Raw genomic sequence first — 16872 nt, 5'->3', positions numbered from 1 at the left:
GGAATAAGTTACGTGTTGGTTGTTCGCATGTCAAATCGCCTGTTCAGGACGGGTTTTCGTGAACACGTCCCGACACCGGCCGTTCAGTCGGAGGTTCCGACGCGTTCGATTTCCGCTCCGAGCCCGCGCAGGTTCTCCACGAAAGACGGGTAACCCCGGTCGATGTGGAAGACATCGTGGACTTCGGTGACACCGTCGGCCACCAGACCCGCGAGCACCAGACCCGCGCCGGCCCGAATGTCGGAGGACCACACCGGCGCCGAGGACAGTCGCGGAATACCGCGCACCACAGCGTGATGCCCGTCGGTGCGGGCGTCCGCCCCGAGCCGGATCATCTCTTCGACGAAACGGAAGCGCGCCTCGAAGATGTTCTCGGTGATCATCGAGGTGCCGTCCGCGATGGCGGCCAGGCCGATGGCCATCGGCTGCAGGTCGGTGGGGAAACCCGGGAACGGCAGGGTCGAGAAGTTCACGGCACGAGGGCGATCCGCCTGCACCACGCGAAAACCATCCGGTTCGAACGAGATTCGGGCGCCCGCCGAGCGCAGCTTGTCCAGCACCAGGGACAGGTGCTTGGGGTTGATGCCCGTCACCCGCACGTCACCGGTGGTCATGGCGGCGGCGATGCCCCAGGTCGCGGCGACGATGCGGTCGCCGATCACCCGGTGGGTAGTAGGGGCCAGCTTCTCCACGCCCTGGATGGTCAGCACCGAGGTGCCGGCGCCGGCGATCTTCGCGCCCATCCGGTTCAGCATGTTGCAGAGATCCACGATCTCCGGCTCACGCGCGGCATTGTCGATGACGGTCTCGCCCTCGGCGAGCACCGCGGCCATCAGAATGTTCTCGGTCGCGCCGACCGAGGGAAAGTCCAGCCGGATCCGCGCGCCCTGCAGCTCCTCGGCCCGGGCCACCAGACAGCCGTGCTCGATCTCCGAGGTCGCGCCGAGTAACCGCAGACCCTGCTGGTGCATGTCCAGCGGACGTGAACCGATCGCGTCACCGCCGGGCAGCGCCACCACGGCCCGCTTGCAGCGCGCCATCAGCGGACCCAGCACACACACCGAGGCGCGGAACTGGGTGACCGCCGGGAAGTCCGCGTGGTACTTCGGTTCCGGCGGCGTCGCGATATGGACCGTGCCGCCCTCGATGACCACATCGCAGCCGAGACCGCGCAACACGTCCGCCATCAACGGCACATCCAGGATGTCCGGGCAGTTCGTGATGGTGGTCGTACCCTCGGCCAGCAACGCGGCAGCCATCAGCTTGAGGACGCTGTTCTTCGCGCCGCCCACCGCGACCTCACCGACGAGCCTGCTGCCCCCGGTCACCAGAAACCGTTCACTCACGGGGGTCAGCCTAGTGGTCCTCTCCCGCGCTCGCGGCGTCTCCGCCCGGCCGCCACAGTATGTCGCCGTCCGGGTTGGCGACCCGGCCGAGGATGAACAGCAGGTCGGACAGTCGGTTGAGGTATTTGGCGGGCAGGACGTTGGTGTCGTCCGGGTGCGCCGCCACCGCGGCCCAGGCCGCGCGCTCGGCGCGTCGCGCCACGGTGCGCGCGGTGTGCAGCAGCGCGGCCAGCGGGGTGCCGCCGGGCAGGATGAACGAATTCAACGGCGCCAGAGGCTCATTGAACTCGTCGCACCACTTCTCCAGGCGGTCGATGTAGTCCTGGGTGATGCGCAGCGGCGGGTACTTGGGGTCGGCGACGACCGGGGTGGAGAGGTCCGCGCCCGCGTCGAACAAGTCGTTCTGAATGGAACGCAACACAGCCAGAATCCGCGTGTCCGGCTGACCGAGCGCGATGGCGACCCCGAGCGCCGCATTGGTTTCGTCACAGTCGGCATACGCGATCAGCCGCGGGTCGGTCTTGGCCACCCGCGAGAAATCGCTCAGTCCCGTGGTGCCGTCATCGCCGGTCCGCGTGTAGATCCGCGTCAAGTGAACGCTCACAGGGTCACACTATCGCTCTCGGTGTCGGGCTATCCCGCGCGGCGGCGGCGGATGCGCTCGGACGGGCGCGATTCCACCCAGGACAGGAAGGCCGCCATGGCGCCGCGGTCCAGGGCCAGCTCGTACTTGCCGTGACCGTCGGACACCATGACGATGACCTCGTCGGTCATGATGTCGTGCTCGTCGTCGGCCGGGGAGCGGCGCGGGCCCACCTCGATGGTGAGCCGCCGCATGGTGGAGTCCGGGCCCAGTTTCAGGCTGGAGAGTTTGTAGAAGAGGAGCGTGTCCTCGTCGTAGCGGATCAGGCCGTGCCGCCAGCCGCCGCCGTGTCCGCGCGCGGGCAGCACCCGCAGCAGCGCGGCGGTGCCGCCGCGACGCAGCATGACGAGGCGATAGGTCGAGGCCAAGGCCAATCCGACCAGCAGCAATACCAGAATGATCAGAAGCCACATCCCGGTTTGCAATGCCGCTCCGTCCCTTCACATCCGCGTTGCAGTCGATCATCGACCGGCCAGAAGCCGGGCCCCGCTTTCGGTCGATAGTAGCGACCGCGGAAACGCGGAGTCCGGCCATCCACCGAATGTGATGAATGCGCTGTTCAGCGAGGCGTCGAAGATATATGTCAGCCGATGGTGAACGGCTCCCCGTAGAGCACCAGATTACCGATGAAGGTGGCGGTGTCGACCTCGGCCGCGACGAACGCCCGCGCCTGGGCGTACCCGCCACAACCGTCCACCGAGAAGGTCTCGTCGGTCCAGCTCACGCTGGCGTGCGGACCCGGAACCTTGTTGTAGCGCTTGTGCGATTCCTGGCCGTAGTCGTCGGGCCGCTCCAGATCGAGCATCGGGCGCGCGACGGCCTGACCGGGTCCGAGCGTGATGCCGCTGCCCATCTGCTCGCTGAGGCCCAGCGTGCCCAGGGTCTGCAGGCTGGTGTCCGGGGTGTAGGCCTGGCCGCCGGCGTTGTTCGCGTTGATGCCGCTGATGTCGACCTGGCAGCCCACGATGTAGCCGGGGCTGATCTTGAGCGTCGAGTTCGAGGCGCTCGGGCCGTCGAGGTCGATACTGGCCACCGCCGTGGTCCAGACATTGCGATGCACGGGGGTGGATCCCATGGATCCGCTGATCTTGGCCGACTCCCCGGTGATCCGGACCGTCAGGTTGGTGCCGTCGGCGAGCTGCCGGGTGATGGAGCCCCCCGGGAGCGGAATGAAGGTGTCGGCGCGAGCGGGAGCGGCCGGGCCGAACCCGGACAGACCCGCCGCCGCGGCCAGCGCCACCCCCAGGATCCGTCCGCTCCGGGCACGAATTCCCTTGCCGTACATACGATCCCTTCCTTCGGAGTGGACTCGTCAGCCGATGCTGAACGGCTGTCCGTAGAGGGTGACCTTGTGGTAATCGACGCCGATGATCTCGACCACGGAGACCTGGCGGGCCTGCGCGAAACCGCCGCAGCCCTGGATCTCCATCGGGATGTCCTGATAGTTGATGGTGTAGGAGCCGCTCTTGACCAACTCGATGTTGTTGATCGCGACCCACTGCACCTGGCCCGGTGAGAGCGGGAAGCTGAATCCACCGGTCAGGCTGGGCGTGGAGCTGACGAGGACCGCGGCGTTCGCGCTCAACTGCCCCAGCGCGACCTGACAGCCGACGATGTAGCCGGTGGTGAGGTTGGACGATCCGTGCGTTCCCGAGTTGTTGGTGCCCGGAAAATTCAGCGGACCGTTGTTGGGACCGACATCCCCCTCCGGGGTCTCCACCTCGGCGGTGACATTGCCCGTCACCCACGAGGTCCGGCCCGCGCCGTTGGAGGCCAGCGACGGCGAAATGATCGCGCGCTCACCGACACTCGTGATCTTGACCCCCGGGCCCTCGATATGCCCGTCGGGCAGTGGCACGGTGACATCCGCGGCAGCCCTACCCGGTGCGACGAATCCGACCGCGACCGTGACGACGGCGACAGCGACCCCCCATGTGCCAATTCGAAGCCTGCTCATCAACCCCTCGCTCATCGTGCTGTTGCATCGTGGAGGTACAGCTGAGAATGCGGGAATTGCCGACCCATTGCCGGGTGCTTCAGATCACAACCCGGTGATCGGCGATTGCATTTAACCACACGGGGTTGACGCGAGAGCTATTACCGGGCGAACAGTCCGGAATCCGCGGCGGCCTACAGGTCCGCCGTTCACGAGGCCACTCACGGAACCGCTGAGCGGGATCGCCGATGGCCGTAAACTGGAACACGTTCTTATGCTCCCGACAATTGGGATGTCTTGGAAGGAGATTCCGTGGAAATTACCGCTGCGGTGGCCCGAGGAGCCGACGCGCCCTTCTCGATGGAGACCCTCAGCCTCGAGGAACCCCGTCCGGGCGAGGTGCTGGTGCGCATCGTCGCGACCGGCGTCTGCCACACCGACCTGGTCTCCAAGAGCGTATTTCCCGCCGAGTTGCCGATCGTTCTCGGGCACGAGGGCGCGGGCATCGTGGAGCAGATCGGCTCGGAAGTAACCGGAATCGAAGTGGGCGACCATGTTCTGCTCACCTACGCCAGTTGCGGCACGTGTTCTCGATGCGCCAACGGACTTCCGCCCTATTGCGAGAATTTCGTCATTCTGAACACCTCGGGCGGCCGCTCCGATTTCACCTCGCCGCTGAGCAACAATGGCGAGCGCGTCATGGGCGCGTTCTTCGGGCAGTCGAGTTTCGCCACCCACGCGCTGGTGTCGGCACGCAGCATCGTGGTCGTGGACAAGGATGTCGACCTGGTCGCCACCTCCCCGTTCGGCTGCGGCGTGCAGACCGGCGCGGGCGCGGTCGCCAATGTCATGAAGCCGGGCCCGAACGACTCGATCGCCATCTTCGGTGTGGGCGGCGTCGGCATGGCGGCGCTCATGGCGGCCCGGGCCATCGGCGCGGGAACCATTGTGGCCATCGACCTTTCCGCGGACCGCCTGGCCGTGGCCAAGGAGCTCGGCGCGGACGTCACCATCGACGGCGCAGCCGACGATGTCGTGGCGCAGATCGTGGCGGCCACCAATGGCGGCGCGAACTTCGCACTCGACACCACCGCTGTGAATGCCGTCATCGCCAAGGGCTTGGAAGCGCTGGCCCCCATGGGCACCCTGGTGCTCGTCGGACTCGGTGAGGCCAGCATGGACTTCGAGATCGGCCATCTGACCGGAAACGGCAAGGCTGTTCGCGGATGCATCGAGGGCAGTGGCGATCCGCAGAAGTTCATTCCGCAGCTTCTGCGGTGGCACGCCGAGGGCAAGTTCCCGATCGAGAAGATCAGCAAGACCTATGCCTTCTCCGATATCGACACCGCGGTCGCGGACGCCCACCACGGCACCACCATCAAGCCGATTCTCACCTTCCAGTGAGAAGCGGCACGCGCGCCTGGCCTGTGCCGGGCGCGCGTGTGGTTCGCGGGGCGTAGGAGCGAAAACAGCGGCGGCCCCGGGGATTTTCCCCGGGGCCGCCGCCGTCGTTATTCAGCGTCGAGCTCAGTGAGCCGCAGCGGCCTTCTCGAGCGCCCGCAGCTGACCCTGTGCCTTGGCCAGCGCGGCCGGGCTCGCATCCGCATCGGCGATGACGGCCTTGGCGGCCGCCTCGTCGATGTCGAAGGCGAAGTCGGCGGACTCGGCCAGCACGCGCACCGAAGTGGCGGTGACGGAGAAGAATCCGCCGTGCACGGCGACGACAACACGCTCGTTGTCATCGGACACGATGGTCACGGTGCCGCCTTCGACCAGCTGGCCGAGCAGCGGCTCGTGGCCGGCGAGAATGCCGATCTCACCCTCCGTGGTCTGGGCCGAGACGAAGGACGCCCGGCCCGACCACAGCAGTCGCTCGACGGCGACCAGATCAACGGACATATCTGCCATGGGTGACTACTTCCCGGCGATCTTCTTCGCAGCGGCCTCGACGTCGTCCAGGCCACCGCAGGAGTTGAACGCCTGCTCGGGCAGGTGGTCGAACTCGCCCTTGCAGACGCGGTCGAAGTCGTCGATGGTCTGCTCCAGCGGCACGACCGAACCCGGCTGACCGGTGAACTTCTCGGCCACGATGAAGTTCTGGCCGAGGAACTTCTCCAGACGACGGGCACGGCCCACGAGGACCTTGTCGCCTTCGGAGAGCTCGTCCATACCGAGGATGGCGATGATGTCCTGCAGCTCCTTGTACTTCTGCAGGATCCGCTTGACCTCGTTGGCCACCTGGAAGTGACGCTCGCCGACGATCGAAGCCTCGAGGATACGAGAGGTCGAGGTCAGCGGGTCGACGGCCGGGTAGATGCCCTTCTGCGAGATCGGGCGGGAAAGCTCGGTCGTCGCGTCCAGGTGGGCGAAGGTGGTCGCCGGCGCCGGGTCGGTGTAGTCGTCGGCGGGGACGTAGATCGCCTGCATCGAGGTGATCGAACGGCCACGGGTCGAGGTGATGCGCTCCTGGAGCTGACCCATCTCGTCCGCCAGGGTGGGCTGGTAACCCACGGCCGAGGGCATACGACCCAGCAGGGTCGAGACCTCGGAGCCGGCCTGGGTGAACCGGAAGATGTTGTCGATGAAGAGCAACACGTCCTGGTTCTGCACATCGCGGAAGTACTCCGCCATGGTCAGGGCCGACAGGGCGACGCGCATACGCGTGCCCGGCGGCTCGTCCATCTGGCCGAAGACGAGGGCGGTGTCCTGGAGGACGCCCATCTCTTCCATTTCCAGGTGGAGGTCGGTGCCCTCACGGGTACGCTCACCGACGCCCGCGAACACCGAGGTGCCCGAGAACTCGCGAGCGATACGGGTGATCATCTCCTGGATCAGAACGGTCTTGCCGACACCGGCGCCACCGAACAGACCGATCTTGCCACCCTTGACGTACGGGGTGAGGAGGTCGATGACCTTGACGCCCGTTTCCAGGATCTCGGTCTTACCCTCGAGCTGGTCGAAGGCGGGCGGCTGGCGGTGGATGCCCCACTGCTCGCCGTCGCGGCCCAGGCCGGGGGTGTCCAGGCAGTCGCCGAGCGCGTTGAAGACGTGGCCCTTGACGACATCGCCGACCGGCACCGAGATCGGCTTGCCGGTGTCGCGCACCTCGACGCCACGCACCAGACCGTCGGTCGGCTGCATGGAGATGGTGCGGACGATGTTGTCGCCCAGGTGCTGCGCGACCTCGAGGGTCAGGGTCTTCGCAACGGACGCGAGCGCGATGTCCACGTTCAGCGCGTTGTAAAGCTCGGGGATCGAGCCACGCGGGAACTCGACGTCCACGACGGGGCCGATGACGCGGGAGACGCGGCCAGTGCCGGCGCCAACCCGGGTTTCGTTAGTGACAGCTGCGGTCATTGGTTCTCTTCCGTGTCTAGTCGCGGTCCGAGCTCGACGCCAGCGCGTTGGCGCCGCCGACGATTTCCGTGATTTCCTGCGTGATTCCGGCCTGGCGCAGCGAGTTCGCGGTACGGGTCAGTGAATTCACCAGATCCGTCGCGTTGTCGGTGGCCGCCTTCATCGCGGTGCGGCGCGCAGCCGACTCCGATGCCGCAGCGTCGAGCAGCGACGAGTAGATCCGGGTGTTGATGTACTTCGGCAGCAGCGCGCCCAGCAGGCGGTCCGCGTCCGGCTCGAACTCGTACTGGGCAACCGGGTTGGAGTTGCCGTCGGAGAAGGAGTCCTCACCGAGTTCGAAGTTCTCGTCGACGTAGCTCACCTGAATGGGAGCCAGGCGACGCACCTCGGGAACCTGCGACAGCATCGACACGAAACGCGTGTAGACGATGTGCAGTTCATCGACGCCGGCCATGGTGCCGACCCCGTTGGGGGCGGCCACCTCGCCGTCGGCGCCCGCCATGAACGCCTCCACCAGGTGGTTGCACGCGGCGGAAGCGTCGGCGTAGTTGGGCGCCTGGGAGAACCCGGTCCACGAACCGTTGGTCGAGCGACCACGGAAGGTGTAGTAGGTCAGGCCCTTCGCGCCCATCACGTACAGCACCGGCTCTTTGCCCTCGGAACGCAGCGTGGTCAGCAGCTCCTCGGTGCGCTTGAGCACATTGGAGTTGTAGCCACCACACATACCGCGGTCACTGGTGATCACCAGGACCGCGGCGCGCCGCGGGTTGGACCGCTCGGTGAGCAGCGGGTGGGTGAGATTGCCACTGGCGCTGGCCAATTCGGCGAGCACCTTGGTGATCTCTTCCGCGTACGGCTTGGCAGCCGCGACCCGGGCCTGCGCCTTGCTGATTCGCGAGGTCGCGATCAGCTCTTGCGCCTTGGTGATCTTCTTGATCGAGCTCACGGAACGAATTCGGGAGCGCAGTTCGCGCACGCTTGCCATTAGCGGTTCACACTCCCTTCATTCCTCGAGTCAGACAGTCGCATTCGCTTCGCCGTTCTTACTTCTCGACGTGCTTGCGAGTGACGGACAGCGACTCGACCTCTTCGTGATCGAGCTTGCCGGCCTCGGCCTCGACGACACGGGTGCCGTCGGAAGCCAGGAAGCCCTGCTTGAACTTGTCGGTCGCGGCCTTGATCTCGTCGGCCGGCTCACCCTCGAGCTTCTTCGCGCCACCCTGGAGGGCGTCGAAGGAGGACTGCACCGAACCGTGCAGGAACTCGAGCAGCTCGCCGTTGAAGCGACGCACATCGCCGACCGGCACCGAGTCGTAGTAGCCCGCGTCCACCAGGAACAGCGAGACAACCTGGTCCTCGACCGAAACCGGGGCGTACTGGTCCTGCTTGAGCAGCTCGACCCAGCGCGCGCCACGCTCCAGCTGCGCCAGCGAGGCCGCATCCAGGTCGGAGGCGAAGGCGGAGAAGGCTTCCAGCTCACGGTAGGAGGCCAGCTCCAGACGCAGCGAACCGGCGACCTGCTTCATGGCCTTGGTCTGCGCGGCGCCACCGACACGGGAGACGGAGATACCGACGTTGATGGCCGGACGGACACCCTTGTTGAAGAGGTCCGACTCCAGGAACACCTGGCCGTCGGTGATGGAGATGACGTTGGTCGGGATGAACGCCGACACGTCGTTGGCCTTGGTCTCGATGATCGGCAGCGCGGTCATGGAACCGGCGCCCAGCTCGTCGGACAGCTTCGCGCAACGCTCCAGCAGACGGGAGTGCAGGTAGAAGACGTCACCCGGGTACGCCTCGCGGCCCGGCGGACGACGCAGCAGCAGCGAGATGGCACGGTAGGCCTCGGCCTGCTTGGACAGGTCGTCGAACACGATCAGGACGTGCTTGCCCTGGTACATCCAGTGCTGGCCGATGGCCGAACCGGTGTACGGCGCCAGCCACTTGAAGCCGGCGGAGTCGGAGGCCGGAGCCGCGACGATGGTGGTGTACTCCATCGCGCCGTGCGCCTCGAGGGCAGCCTTGACGCCCGCGATGGTGGAGCCCTTCTGGCCGATCGCGACGTAGATGCAGCGCACCTGCTTCGACGGATCGCCGGTGGCCCAGTTGGCCTTCTGGTTGATGATCGCGTCGATGCAGACCGCGGTCTTACCGGTCTTGCGGTCACCGATGACCAGCTGACGCTGGCCACGGCCGATCGCGGTCAGGGCGTCGATGGCGGTGATGCCGGTGGCGAGCGGCTCGCCGACGGGCTGGCGCTCCAGCACGGTCGCGGCCTGCAGCTCGAGCACGCGACGCTCGTCGGCCTCGATCTCGCCGAGGCCGTCGATCGGGGCGCCCAGCGGGTTCACCACGCGGCCGAGGAAGTTGTCGCCCACCGGGACCGAGAGCACGTCGCCGGTACGGCGGACCTGCTGGCCCTCCTCGATGGTGTCGAACTCACCCAGGACGACGGCACCGATTTCGGTGTCCTCCAGGTTCAGCGCGACGCCGAGCACGCCGCCGGGGAATTCCAGCAGCTCGTTGGCCATCGCGCCGGGGAGGCCGCTGATGTGGGCGATACCGTCGCCGGTGTCGGTGACTACGCCCACTTCCTCGATGGAGGTTTCCGGGGTGTAGCTCTGGGTGTAGCTCTCGATCGCGCTACGGATCTCATCGGGGGAGATCGTCAGCTCCGCCATGTTCTTCCTGCTCTCGCTGTGGTCTCGAATGTCGGTGTGTTACTGCGCTTCTGGCGTTCGTGTCTCAGGCGAGAGACTGACGCAAGCGCTGGAGGCGGCCGACGGCGCTGCCGTCGATCAGGTCGTCGCCGACGCGCACGACGACGCCGGCCAGCAGGCTCGGGTCTTCCTGCACGTGCACCGTGACGGGCTTGTCGTAGATGCGCTGCAGCGAAGCAGCCAGGTGCTCACGCTGCTGCGGCGTCAGGGCCACCGCGGCACGGACGTGCGCCACGATCTGCTCCCGGAGCGAAGCCGCCAGGTCGGACAGCTCGTCGATGGCCGCGCCGACATCGCCCTTGTGGCGCAGCACGGCCTGCTCGACCAGCTGCTGGGTGATGTCTTCGACCTTGCCGGCGAGCAGGCGCTGCACCAGGGCCCGCTTGGCTTCCGCCGGCTTGCCGTGGTCCTGCAGCGCCTGCTCCAGGTCCGGGTTGTCGTCGATGATCCGGGCCAGCCGGAACAGCTCGTCCTCGACCGCGGTCAGGCGGCCACGCTCGTCCGCGGCGCGCAACAGCGCCTCGCGGCCGAGCAGAACCAGCGTGTCGACCAGATCCCGGGCGCGCGACCAGTCCTGGGCCACGGCCGTGGTCAGCACGGCCAGCGTGGTACCGCTGATCTTGCCGCCGAAGACGCGTTCGGCCAGCTCGGCTCGCGCCGAGCTCGACACCGACTTATCCGCGAGCGCCACACGCAGCGAACGCTGGTCGTCGAGGACGGCGACAACGGCGAACAGTTCCGACCCCGTAGTAGCCGCGACGGTGTCGCTACCGGTCAGAGCGGCCCGAAGAGCTTCCCGCGCACGGGAACTCGCCTCGCGGCTCGCTGCGTACATGCTTCCCACTTTCGGTTCGTTACCTTCCGACCCCGATGCCGGCGTTCGCGTCCAGCTCCGCGAGGAACCGGTCGATCGACGCCGCCTGCTTGGCCTCGTCGGCCACCGACTGACCGATGATCTTCTCGGCCAGGTCGACCGCGGTACGGCCCAGTTCGGACCGCAGCTCGGTCACGATCTGCTGGCGCTGCGCCTCCAGCTGCGAGTGGCCGGCGGCCACGATGCGGTCGGCCTCGGCCTGCGCATCGGTGCGCATCTGCGACAGGATGGCCGCACCCTGGGTGCGGGCTTCCTCGCGGATGCGAGCGGCCTCGAGGCGAGCCTCGGCCAGCTGCTCCTGGTACTGCTGCAGGGTGGCCTGCGCCTCGGCCTGCACGGCCTCGGCCTTGGCGATACCGCCCTCGATCTTCTGCGAACGCTCATCCAGCACCTGGGTCAGGCGCGGGACGACGTACTTGGCGAAGACGAAGGCGATAACGATGAAGACGACCGCAGACCAGAAGATGTCGTACGGCTCGGGGATGAGGGGGTTGACGTCGTCGGACCCCTCAGCCGCAAGCAGATAGGTGCTGTTCATCGTTGATTCCTAGTCTTTGGCCGGAATCAGAAAATGAAGCCGGCGACGAGACCGATCAGCGCCAGGGCCTCGGTGAACGCGATACCCAGGAACATGTTGGTCCGGATGGTGCCCTGCAGCTCGGGCTGACGGGCGATGCCCTCGATGGCCTTACCGACGACGATGCCCACACCGATGCCGGGGCCGATCGCAGCGAGGCCGTAACCGATGGCGCCGAAGCCCTTGGACTTGGACTCGGCAACTTCAGCAGCCAGGTACGAGAGGGTGCTCATGTGTGTTTCATTCCCTTTCTGTCGCCCACCCGCCGGGCGGCGTGGAAGGCAGGTTTATGGAGTTGGTGCGGTCGGTCAGTGAGAGTCGGCGTGCTGCGCCAGACCGATGTAGACAGCGGTCAGCAGCGCGAACACGTACGCCTGCAGGAAGACCACCAGCAGCTCGAAGAGGGTGAAGCCGAAGCCCGCGAGCAGCGAGAACGGCGAGAACACCTTCATCCAGGAGGCGGCATCGAACAGGAAGAACTGGGTGGCACTGAAGAACAGCACCAACATGATGTGGCCTGCCAGCATGTTCGCCATGAGACGGACGGTGAGCGTGAACGGGCGCAACACGAAGGTCGAGATGAACTCGATGGGGATCAGCAGCACGTGCAGCGCGGCCGGCACATTCGGCACCACGATGGACGAGCGCATGTATTTCAGGAAGCCGTACTTCTTGATGCCCACGTAGTTGAAGGTGACGTAGGCGACGACAGCCAGCACCAGCGGCATGCCGATGCGCGCGTTCGACGAGATGTTCAGACCCGGAATAACGCCCGAGATGTTCAGGAACAGCACGGTGAAGAAGATCGACGCGATGAGCGGGAAGAACTTCTTACCGGATTCCTTGCCGAGCACCTCGTCGCAGATCTGCTCCTTGACGAACACCAGACCGGATTCGGCGACATTCTGCAGTCCGCGCGGAACCAGCTGAGGCCGACGGAAAGCGGCGAACATGACTGCCACGAGAACGACCGACATCAGGATGCGAATGAGCATCAAACGGTCGAGCTCGAAAGGCGTCCCCTCGAACAGCACTGCTGGAGGGAAGAAGTCGTTGAGTGACGGCGCGTGGAACTCGCCTGCCAAAATGGTGACGCTCAGCGTTCTCTCCCGTGGTCGGCCGCCAGGAGATAGTTTTCTCCTGCGGTTCGATCGGACATTGACGATCTGGTGGGTCGACTCAGGTCGGCTCGAAGTTCGTCAGCAGCTGTGGCAGTCACGCCCTGGCGTCTGTACGCGCGTCGGCGACATCGTCGACGGTGCAGAACCGTGACCCGAAAGGGTCCGGTACGGCTGTAAGCATAACCTGCTCTCAGGCGGGTCTCAGGCGACCCCCCCTGTTGATTCGGTTGGCTACAGGTAAAGAGTTTATCAAGTTATCTACGACAATGCGTAGGGGGTCGTGGAAACGCCGGATGAACGGTGTTTCGACGGCCGTGCCGGAGGGTCTCCGGCTACAGGTCACGCTCCACGTGAACGGTCGGAACCCGTTGGCGCAGAAGGCCGTAGGTCTCCGCGCCGAGCACGATGAGCAGAGCGCCGACCACGGTCAGGAAGAGCGCGCCGCGGCTGTAGAAGTCGTAGTTCTGCAGCACTGCGACGACAATCACTGCCAGCAGCAGCTTTCCGACCCAGCTGCCCAGCAGCACCAGGCCCTGCAGGCCCGATTCGATCTTGGCGCTGAACAGCACCGAGGCAGCCGTGGTCAGAATGAAGGCGCCACCCAGGGCGGAGCCGATGAGGGCGCCCCACAGGCCGGGCAGGCCGGCGAAGATCGACGACAGAATCGCCGAAACCACAACCAGCACAGCCAAACCGGCGATGCCGTAGCGCAGTGCCGCGCGCAGCGGGGCGTCGGGACCGGGATCGGAAGGCGTGCTCACGGACAGCAACTCTACCCGGCGGCGCGATCGCGCCCACGCGGCGGTTTGCGAACCGAGTTGATCCTCAGTTCCCGCCAGGACGGCACCGCGGTGACGATCAGCGCGAAGACCAGCCCCGCCGCGAACAGCAGCACCACCAGGCGGCGATCGGAGATCAACGAGGTGCCGACCGCGCCGAATGCGAAGACGCTCACCCACAGATAGATCACCAGCACCACGCGGCGCTGCGAATGCCCGATCTGCAGCAAACGGTGATGCAGATGCATTTTATCGGGAGTGGAGAAACTCACACCCGCGCGCACGCGGCGCACCACGGCCAAGACAAGATCAAGTACGGGAATGAACATCACCGCACCCACCAGCAACAACGGTGACAACAGACCCACGATGTCGCGCGGGCCGTAACCCTGCAGCGGAATTCGCCCGGACGCGCCGGTCGACACCGCCGCCAGCATCAATCCGATCAGCATGGATCCGGTATCCCCCATGAAAATGCGGGCCGGTGAGAAATTGTGTGGCAGAAATCCCAGGCACGCGCCGGCGAGGGCGGCCGCCAGCAACGCGGGCGGATACGTATCGGTGGAACCGCCCACCTCGTAGAGCAAACCCACGGTGAACACGAAAACCGCGACCGCCGCGATGAACCCCAGGCCCGCGGCCAATCCATCCAGGCCGTCCACGAAATTCATGGCGTTCACGACGGTCACCGTGATGCCAACCGTCACCAGACCGCCCTGCAGCGGATCCAGCACCACCGTCTCGTTGGTGAACGGGTTGTAGATGGCCACCCAGCTCAGGCCCATCACCGCCATCACGCCCGCCGCGGTGATCTGCCCCACCAGCTTGGTCAGCCAGTCCAGGCCCCAGCGGTCGTCGATGATGCCGACCAGCACGATCAGCGTCGCTGCGGCCAGGACCGCGGGAATGTCCTTCGGATAATCGAAGCCCCGGCGCAACGCGGGCAGCTGATGCGCGAACAGGACGGCCGCCACCAGACCCAGATAGATGGCCAGACCGCCCATTCGCGGAATCGGCTTCACGTGCACATCGCGTTCCCGCGGAATCGCCACCGCGCCGAAGGCGATGGCCAGCACCCGGATTCCGCCCGTGGTGAGGAAGGCGATGACCGCGGCGGCCAGCAGCACCAGCAGCAGCTCCCGCAGCGGGACAACCGCGCCCTGGCTGAATACGCCCTGACTCAGAAGCATCTAGCGGGCCGTCAGCGCGCGCCGGCCTGACGGAGTTCCTCGGGCGACATACCGAGCACCTCCGCGATCTTCTCGATCGGCACCGCGCCCTCACGCAGCACCCGCGGCGCGTCCGCGGTCAGATCCACGATGGTGGACGCCACCGCGTGATCGGCCGGACCGCCGTCCAGGTACACGCCGACCAGATCGCCCAGCTGCGCCTGCGCCTCCCCCACCGTGGCGGCCGGCGGCTGCCCCGACACGTTCGCGCTCGACACCGCCAGCGGGCCCACCTCGCGCAGCAACTCCAGCGCCACCGGGTGCAGCGGCATGCGCAGCATCACCGTGCCGCGCGCGTCACCCAGATCCCAGGCCAGCGAAGGGGCTTGCTGCACAACCAGACTCAGGCCACCCGGCCAGAACGCGCGGATCAGTTCCCGGGCCTGCGGGCGCACCGAGTACACCAGCCCGTCGATCGTGGTCCACGACCCGACCAGCACCGGCACCGGCATATCGCGACCGCGCCGCTTGGCGGCCAGCAACGCGCCCACCGCCTGACTGTCGAACGCGTCGGCGGCGATTCCGTACAACGTGTCGGTCGGGATGACGGCCAATCGACCGCTCTTCAGCGTGCTGCGCGCGGCACTCAGACCGGCGGCGCGGGAGTCGGGATCGGCACAGTCGTAGACGGTACTCACGGCTGACATCTTGGCACGGATCAACTCGCGATAGCTTTCAGGGGCAAGCCCCTGAAACCCCGAGGACTCCGGGGGCCGCGCCCCCGAACCCCCGCGAGGACTTCCCGGTGCAGCACACCGAACCGCCGCGGGGACTTCCCGAGCGCAACGCACCGAGCCCCAGCGAGGACTTCCCCGGCACGACACCGAGCCCCAGCCAGGACTTCCCCGGCACGACACCGAACCGCCGCCAGGGCTTCCTCGGTGCTGCACACCGAGCCCGCGACAAGAATTCCTCAGGTGGCGCGCCGACCCCGGCCGAGAACTTCCCCAGTCAGCGCGCCGAGCATGACGAGTCCCGGAAAGCGGCGCGCTGGGAGCGGGCATAGGCTCGCGGGGACGAAGGAGGCACGGACTCATGATGCGTGCGATCTGGAACGGGACGGTCATCGCCGAGGCCGCCACGACCGTGGAGGTCGAGGGCAATCAGTACTTTCCGGTGGAGTCCCTGAAGAGCGAGTACTTCAGTGAGAGCGCCAAGCACACCGTGTGCCCGTGGAAGGGCGTCGCGAGCTACTACACCGTCACGGTCGGGGGCGCGGAGAATCCGGATGCGGCGTGGTACTACCCGCATCCGAGTCCGCCGGCGCGGAAGATCGCGAACCATGTCGCCTTCTGGCGCGGCGTCACGGTCGAGGGCGAGCCCGGCTAGCGGTCAGTCCGCGATGCGGCGGGCGACCACGAAACGCGGCTTGCCCGCGAGGTCGGGGTGCTCGATCACGTCGGTGAAGCCGCCGTGCGCGGTGAAGAGGGCGGCTACGCCGGAGCCGTTGGTGTCGTCGTGTTCGACTGCGGCCGCGCCGTTTTCGCGGAGCAGGCGGCCGATGGTGGCGACCATCGGGCGGATGACGTCCAGGCCGTCGGGGCCGCCGAACAACGCGCGGTGCGGGTCGTGGTCCATGACCTCGGGGTCGAGCCGGGCGTCCTCGGGGATGTAGGGCGGGTTGGAGACGACCACGTCCACGCGGCCGTTCAGGTGGTCGAGGATGGCCGGATCGGTGACGTCGCCCGCGTGCAGGTCGATGGGGGTGTCGCCCTCATCGGCCAATTGCAGCGCATTGCGTCGGGCCCACGCGAGCGCCTCGGGATCGAGTTCGACCGCGTGCACCTCGGCGTCGGGGCGGGCGTGGGCGATGGCCAGGGCCAGAGCCCCGGAGCCGGTGCACAGGTCGACGACGATCGGCGGGTGTTCGTGGCCGATCTCCTCCAGCCGCGCCAGCGCCCAGGCGAAGATCAACTCGGTTTCCGGGCGGGGCACGAAGACGCCGGGACCGACCGCCAGATCGATCTCCCCCATGGCGGCCGTGCCCGTGAGGTGTTGCAGCGGAACGCGTTCCGCGCGGCGGGCGACCAGCTTGCGGAATTCCTCGAGCTGGTCCGGAGTGAGCATGGGCATCAGGACCAGGCGGCCGCGATCGACGCCCAGAACGTGAGCGGCGAGGTGTTCGGCGTCGGCGTTCGGGCTGGGGACCCCGGCCGCGGCCAAGATCTCGACCGCCTCCCGAATAGCCGGCCGCAATGGCGCACGACTCACCGTGCTCCCCCGCCTCTCCGAGACTTCAGCGGACGGCTGAGAGCCGTCGACAGCCGTGCACCCGTACCTGTGATCGGGC

The 16872-nt window shown here is 66.7% G+C and carries 20 protein-coding genes; 3 read left to right on the top strand and 17 right to left on the bottom strand.

Annotated elements, in window-relative coordinates:
- Positions 1–83: 83 nt before the first annotated feature.
- The 5 genes from murA to ACQP06_RS06170 form a co-directional block, all read right to left on the bottom strand.
- Positions 84–1346 (bottom strand): UDP-N-acetylglucosamine 1-carboxyvinyltransferase, encoded by a 1263-nt coding sequence (gene murA, locus ACQP06_RS06190; RefSeq protein WP_357289633.1) that lies wholly within the window; start codon positions 1344–1346, stop codon positions 84–86.
- Between the two features lie 10 nt (positions 1347–1356).
- Positions 1357–1950: a cob(I)yrinic acid a,c-diamide adenosyltransferase gene (locus tag ACQP06_RS06185; protein ID WP_433671097.1), complete on the bottom strand. Its 594-nt coding sequence runs from the start codon at positions 1948–1950 to the stop codon at positions 1357–1359.
- Between the two features lie 29 nt (positions 1951–1979).
- On the bottom strand, positions 1980–2402 hold the full coding sequence (locus ACQP06_RS06180) for a DUF2550 family protein (RefSeq protein WP_433671096.1): 423 nt from the start codon (positions 2400–2402) through the stop codon (positions 1980–1982).
- Between the two features lie 170 nt (positions 2403–2572).
- Entirely contained in the window at positions 2573–3274 is a 702-nt protein-coding gene (locus ACQP06_RS06175; RefSeq protein ID WP_433671094.1) for an MspA family porin, read from the bottom strand.
- 27 nt (positions 3275–3301) lie between these two features.
- Positions 3302–3847 carry an MspA family porin gene (locus ACQP06_RS06170; RefSeq protein WP_433671092.1) on the bottom strand — a complete coding sequence of 182 codons (546 nt, stop codon included), beginning with the start codon at positions 3845–3847 and terminating at the stop codon, positions 3302–3304.
- A 390-nt stretch (positions 3848–4237) separates the two neighbouring features.
- Between ACQP06_RS06170 and ACQP06_RS06165 the strand changes: the two genes are divergently transcribed.
- A complete protein-coding gene (locus ACQP06_RS06165; protein WP_433671091.1) occupies positions 4238–5329 on the top strand; it encodes an NAD(P)-dependent alcohol dehydrogenase in 1092 nt (363 codons plus the stop codon).
- Positions 5330–5452: 123 nt separating this feature from the next.
- Here the strand turns inward: ACQP06_RS06165 and ACQP06_RS06160 are convergent, their stop codons facing one another.
- The 11 genes from ACQP06_RS06160 to ACQP06_RS06110 form a co-directional block, all read right to left on the bottom strand.
- A complete protein-coding gene (locus ACQP06_RS06160; protein ID WP_433671089.1) occupies positions 5453–5833 on the bottom strand; it encodes a F0F1 ATP synthase subunit epsilon in 381 nt (126 codons plus the stop codon).
- A gap of 6 nt (positions 5834–5839) precedes the next feature.
- Complete coding sequence (atpD, locus tag ACQP06_RS06155; RefSeq protein WP_213557738.1) at positions 5840–7282, bottom strand: F0F1 ATP synthase subunit beta; 1443 nt, start codon at positions 7280–7282, stop codon at positions 5840–5842.
- 16 nt (positions 7283–7298) lie between these two features.
- A complete protein-coding gene (locus ACQP06_RS06150; protein ID WP_357098848.1) occupies positions 7299–8267 on the bottom strand; it encodes a F0F1 ATP synthase subunit gamma in 969 nt (322 codons plus the stop codon).
- A gap of 58 nt (positions 8268–8325) precedes the next feature.
- Complete coding sequence (atpA, locus tag ACQP06_RS06145; RefSeq protein WP_357098850.1) at positions 8326–9963, bottom strand: F0F1 ATP synthase subunit alpha; 1638 nt, start codon at positions 9961–9963, stop codon at positions 8326–8328.
- 64 nt (positions 9964–10027) lie between these two features.
- Entirely contained in the window at positions 10028–10837 is an 810-nt protein-coding gene (locus ACQP06_RS06140) for a F0F1 ATP synthase subunit delta (protein ID WP_357098852.1), read from the bottom strand.
- Between the two features lie 19 nt (positions 10838–10856).
- Positions 10857–11414, bottom strand: coding sequence for a F0F1 ATP synthase subunit B (locus ACQP06_RS06135; RefSeq protein WP_433671086.1), 558 nt, complete (start codon positions 11412–11414; stop codon positions 10857–10859).
- A gap of 26 nt (positions 11415–11440) precedes the next feature.
- Positions 11441–11686 (bottom strand): ATP synthase F0 subunit C, encoded by a 246-nt coding sequence (locus tag ACQP06_RS06130; RefSeq protein WP_040856073.1) that lies wholly within the window; start codon positions 11684–11686, stop codon positions 11441–11443.
- Positions 11687–11761: 75 nt separating this feature from the next.
- Positions 11762–12487: a F0F1 ATP synthase subunit A gene (gene atpB / locus ACQP06_RS06125; protein ID WP_357098873.1), complete on the bottom strand. Its 726-nt coding sequence runs from the start codon at positions 12485–12487 to the stop codon at positions 11762–11764.
- Positions 12488–12906: 419 nt separating this feature from the next.
- Positions 12907–13344, bottom strand: coding sequence for a hypothetical protein (locus ACQP06_RS06120; RefSeq protein ID WP_433671084.1), 438 nt, complete (start codon positions 13342–13344; stop codon positions 12907–12909).
- Between the two features lie 2 nt (positions 13345–13346).
- The gene (locus ACQP06_RS06115) at positions 13347–14543 is read right to left on the bottom strand and encodes an MraY family glycosyltransferase (protein ID WP_357098859.1); all 1197 of its coding nucleotides are present in this window, start codon (positions 14541–14543) and stop codon (positions 13347–13349) included.
- Between the two features lie 11 nt (positions 14544–14554).
- Positions 14555–15220 carry an L-threonylcarbamoyladenylate synthase gene (locus ACQP06_RS06110; RefSeq protein ID WP_433671082.1) on the bottom strand — a complete coding sequence of 222 codons (666 nt, stop codon included), beginning with the start codon at positions 15218–15220 and terminating at the stop codon, positions 14555–14557.
- Between the two features lie 107 nt (positions 15221–15327).
- Between ACQP06_RS06110 and ACQP06_RS06105 the strand changes: the two genes are divergently transcribed.
- Positions 15328–15588 (top strand): hypothetical protein, encoded by a 261-nt coding sequence (locus tag ACQP06_RS06105; RefSeq protein WP_433671080.1) that lies wholly within the window; start codon positions 15328–15330, stop codon positions 15586–15588.
- A gap of 29 nt (positions 15589–15617) precedes the next feature.
- Positions 15618–15911 (top strand): DUF427 domain-containing protein, encoded by a 294-nt coding sequence (locus tag ACQP06_RS06100; protein ID WP_433671079.1) that lies wholly within the window; start codon positions 15618–15620, stop codon positions 15909–15911.
- 3 nt (positions 15912–15914) lie between these two features.
- Here ACQP06_RS06100 and prmC read toward each other — a convergent pair whose 3' ends face one another.
- Positions 15915–16793, bottom strand: coding sequence for a peptide chain release factor N(5)-glutamine methyltransferase (gene prmC / locus ACQP06_RS06095; RefSeq protein ID WP_433671077.1), 879 nt, complete (start codon positions 16791–16793; stop codon positions 15915–15917).
- Positions 16794–16872: the final 79 nt, after the last annotated feature.

Source organism: Nocardia sp. CA-136227, assembly GCF_050955695.1.
In the GTDB taxonomy this organism is placed as follows: Bacteria; Actinomycetota; Actinomycetes; order Mycobacteriales; family Mycobacteriaceae; genus Nocardia.
The sequence above is the reverse complement of the archived record's forward strand: the minus strand, read 5'-3'. Positions and strand labels throughout refer to the sequence as shown.